This window comes from Bradyrhizobium sp., from assembly GCF_049798375.1.
Taxonomy (GTDB): domain Bacteria; phylum Pseudomonadota; class Alphaproteobacteria; order Rhizobiales; family Xanthobacteraceae; genus Bradyrhizobium.
In genome coordinates, this window is sequence record NZ_JBARGP010000270.1 from 1 (window position 1) to 4,321 (window position 4,321).

The following is a 4,321-nucleotide window of genomic DNA, read 5'->3' on the forward strand; positions in this document are numbered from 1 at the left end:
CGAGATGTTCGTCGGCGTCGGTGCCAGCCGCGTCCGCGACATGTTCGAGCAGGCCAAGAAGAACGCGCCCTGCATCATCTTCATCGACGAAATCGACGCGGTCGGCCGTCATCGCGGCGCCGGCCTCTGCGGCGGCAATGACGAGCGCGAGCAGACGCTGAACCAGTTGCTGGTCGAGATGGATGGCTTCGAAGCCAATGAGGGCGTGATCCTGATCGCCGCGACCAACCGTCCCGACGTGCTCGATCCCGCCTTGATGCGTCCGGGCCGTTTCGACCGCCAGGTCGTGGTGTCGAACCCCGACATCATGGGCCGCGAGCAGATCCTGCGGGTGCATGTCCGCAAGGTGCCGCTGGCGCCGGACGTCAACCTCAAGACCATCGCGCGCGGTACGCCTGGCTTCTCCGGCGCGGACCTGATGAACCTCGTCAACGAGGCCGCCCTGACCGCTGCCCGCCGTAACAAGCGCATGGTGACGCAGTCCGAGTTCGAGGAAGCCAAGGACAAGGTCATGATGGGCGCCGAGCGGCGTTCGATGGTGATGACGGAAGACGACAAGCGCAACACCGCCTATCACGAGGCCGGCCACGCGATCGTCGCGCTGTCCGTTCCCGGTTCCGATCCGCTGCACAAGGCAACCATCATTCCGCGCGGCCGGTCATTGGGCCTTGTCATGCAGCTGCCGGAAGCGGATCGCCTCAGCCATACGCGGCAATGGTGTGTGTCGCGGCTCGCGATCACGCTGGCCGGCCGCGAAGCCGAGATCATGCTGTCGGGCCTGGACAAGGTCACCAATGGCGCCACCAGCGATATCCAGCAGGCCACCAACCTATCGCGTGCGATGGTGATGGAATGGGGCATGTCGGACAAGCTCGGCCGGGTCCGCTACCAGAGCAATGAGCAGGAGGTCTTCCTCGGTCATTCGGTGGCGCGCTCGACCAACATTTCCGACGACACCGCCCGGCTGATCGACTCCGAGATTCGCAGCTTGATCGAGGGCGGCGAGCAGGAAGCGCGTCGCATCCTCACCGAGAGGCGCGCTGACTGGGAGGCGATTGCCCAGGGGCTGCTCGAATATGAGACGCTGACCGGCGACGAGATCAACGACCTGTTGAAGGGCAAGAAGCCGAACCGCGAATCGGTGAGCGAGCCCTCGACGCCGCGGGCGTCCGCGGTGCCGCCGGCAGGCCGTCCGCGTCCGCGTCCCGATCCGGATCCCGGCCTCGAGCCGCAGCCGCAGGCGTAAGCCTCAGGTCATCTCAACTATCAAAAGCCCGGCCTCGCGCCGGGCTTTTTTGTTGGCATGGCGACGCGGGGCCGCGCGAACGCAATGGCCCCGCTGTCGGCCCCATGGCATGCTCTCCGCAGCGAATGCCGGATTGCGGCCAAAGAGCCAGCGCCGAGCGTCGCGAGGAAACGGGTAGGGGAGGTTGTCCATGCGGTCATGCGCGCGGATCGGCGCGGCCTGCGCCATCATGCTTACGACGTCGATGCTTGCGGCCTCGTCGCTTCATGCCGCCGAGATGCGCGGCGTCAGCCCCGGCGAGATCAAGATTGGCCAGACCATGCCCTATAGCGGGCCGGTCTCCGCCTTCGGCGCACTCGGCAAGGGCGAGGTCGGCTACTTCAAGATGCTCAACGAAAGCGGCGGCATCAACGGCCGCAAGGTCGATTTGATCTCGCTCGATGATTCCTACGCGCCGCCGAAAGCGGTCGAGCAGACGCGCCGGCTGGTCGAGAGCGACGAGGTCGCGCTGATCTTCTCCTCGATCGGTACCGCGCAGAACACCGCGATCGCGAAATATCTGCAGAGCAAGAACATCCCGCAATTGTTCGTCGGCTCCGGCGCCTCGAAATTCGGCGATATCGCGCAATATCCGCAGGCCACGGTGGGCGTGCAGGCGCCATTCCGCTACGAGGCGCGGCTCTATGCGCGCTATGCCTTGAAGCAGAACCCGAACGCACACTTCGCCGTGCTGTCGCAGAACGATGATTACGGGCGCGATTATCTGGCGGGGTTGAAGGATGTGCTCGGCGATAAATACGACTCCGTTGTCACCGGTGCGACCTATGAGGTCAGCGATCCGACTATCGATTCCCAGATCGTGAAATTGAAGGCCTCGGGCGCGGACGTGTTCGTGATCGCCGCGACGCCGAAATTTGCCGCCCAGGCGATCCGCAAGAGCCATGAGATCGGCTGGCGTCCGCTGACGTTTCTCTCCAGCACCGCGGTGTGGATCTCCACTGTGATGAAGCCGGCTGGCCCAGAGGCCGGCGTCGGCATCATCTCCACCGCCTATGTGAAGGACCCGGACGATCCGGCCTGGGACAACGATCCCGGCGTCAAAGGCTGGCGCGCGTTCATGACCAAGTACGTGCCAGAGGCCGATCAGCACGACACCAACTACGTCAACGCCTACAACAGCGCGATGACCCTGGAGGCGGTGCTGAAGGCCTGCGGCGACGACCTCTCGACCGAGAACATCCTCAAGCAGGCCTTCGCAATCCACGACCTCACGCTGCCGATGCTGTTGCCGGGCATCAAGGTCAACACCCGCCCGACCGATCACGTGCCGGTCGACCAGATGCAGTTCATGCGCTTCAACGGCAAGAGCTGGGATCGGTTCGGCGACCTGGAGACCGGGAACTGAGGGAAGGGAGAAGGCGGTCGGGTGGCCTACTACCTTAAGCCTTCCTCAAGCCTATCCGCCTATGGCTGGTCTCGGTGTGCGCCCCAAGCGCAGGATGAGATCCGCATGGCCGAAAGCTTTTCCGCCTCTCGAACCGAGCCGCAGTCGAACGCGGTGCCCGGCGGCCTGTTCGTGCTGTGCTTTGTGGTGCTGTGCATCAACGCCACCTTCTTCCCGACCTCGCTCTTCTCCGGCAGCTGGATCTGGCAGAAGGACGGGCTCGGCATCCCCACCGACTTCGTCAATGTTTGGGCCGCCGGCAAGCTCGCGCTACAGGGGCACCCGGCGCTGGCGTGGGACTGGGACATCCAGCGCAAGATCGAGATCGACTTGCTGGGGCAGGACTGGCCCGGCGGCTATTTCGCCTGGCACTATCCGCCGCCTTTCCTGTTCGTCGCGGCCTTCCTGGCGCAGTTTCCCTACACGGTCGCCTTCGTCGGCTGGGTCTGCGCGAGCTTCGTGCCCTACCTCGTGGTGATGCGCGCCATCGTCGGCCGCGCCTTCGGCTTCGTGCTCGCGGCCGGCTTTCCGATCGTGTTCTCCAACGCATTGGTCGGGCAGAACGGATTTCTGACCGCGGCCCTGATCGGCGGCACGCTGTATCTGCTGCCGGTGCGGCCGGTGCTCGCCGGGATCTGCCTCGGCTTCCTGACTTACAAGCCGCAATACGGGTTTCTGTTTCCGATCGTGCTGATCGCGAGCGCCCGCTGGACCACCTTCGTCTCGGCCGGTGTCACCGCGGTCGCGCTGGCCGTCGTGTCCTATGTCGCCTTCGGCCTCGAAAGCTGGCAGGCCTTCTTCCATTGGCTGCCGCACTTCTCCCAGGCCTTCCTCGTCGAGGGCAAGGCGACCTGGTGGAAGCTGCAGAGCCTCTACTCGCTGGTGCGCTATCTCGGCGGCGGTGAGCAACTCGGCTGGGCCTGCCAATGGGTGCTGACATTGACGGTCGTGGTGGTGCTGGTGCTGCTGTGGCGCAGCCCGGTGCGCTACAGCCTCAAGGCGGCTGCGCTTGCGGTCGCGACCTTGCTGACCACGCCGTATCTGTTCATGTACGACATCATGGTGCTGGCGATCGCGGTCGCCTTCCTGGTGCGGATCAGCCTCAAGGAGGGCTTTGGCCGCTACGAGGTGCCGCTGCTTGCAATCGCGCTCGTGACGCCCGTCGTGTTCATCCTGTCAGGCATTCCCGCCGGCTTTGCGGCCAATCTGATCGTCGCCAGCCTGACTTTGCGTCGGGCCGGGTGCTGGTGGCGCCGCGAGCCGGCGGCACCAGGGGCGGCAATTGCGGCTGCCTGACGCACGCTCACCCAACCTCTCATACCTTCTGATGGACGCATGATTTGCGACTTGTCATCCGGCCTGAATAGGTGTTCAGTTCTTCCGCGGTGACCATTGGCGAAGGTCGCTCAAAGCACGGAATAAAAGCACTGGACATGTGCGTCCTGGCGCAAGGCCGGGCAGCCCGACCGGGATGAGAAGCGTCAAATGGTGTATCGGCGAACCCATCAGGTGGTGAAGCGGCTGGCTGCGCGTCGCAGCGCCATCCTGGCCGCCGCCCGCGAAACTGCCGCTGAAGGCGGCATGGCCGCGGTGCAGATCGCGCCGGTCGCGGTCCGTGCCAATGTCGCCGC

The 4,321-nt window shown here is 64.8% G+C and carries 3 protein-coding genes and 1 pseudogene; all 4 read left to right on the top strand.

All coding sequences use genetic code 11. The features are described from left to right. On the top strand, nucleotides 1–1,246 hold a 1,246-nt coding region (gene ftsH / locus WA702_RS11525), incomplete at its 5' end, for an ATP-dependent zinc metalloprotease FtsH (RefSeq protein WP_425110645.1). Between the two features lie 244 nt (nucleotides 1,247–1,490). Further along, the gene (locus WA702_RS11530) at nucleotides 1,491–2,651 is read left to right on the top strand and encodes an ABC transporter substrate-binding protein (RefSeq protein WP_425110647.1); all 1,161 of its coding nucleotides are present in this window, start codon (nucleotides 1,491–1,493) and stop codon (nucleotides 2,649–2,651) included. 105 nt (nucleotides 2,652–2,756) lie between these two features. Continuing rightward, nucleotides 2,757–3,986, top strand: a complete 1,230-nt coding sequence (locus WA702_RS11535) for a glycosyltransferase family 87 protein (RefSeq protein ID WP_425110646.1) — start codon at nucleotides 2,757–2,759, stop codon at nucleotides 3,984–3,986. A gap of 189 nt (nucleotides 3,987–4,175) precedes the next feature. Continuing rightward, nucleotides 4,176–4,321: pseudogene (locus tag WA702_RS11540) on the top strand (TetR/AcrR family transcriptional regulator); the annotation flags it as partial.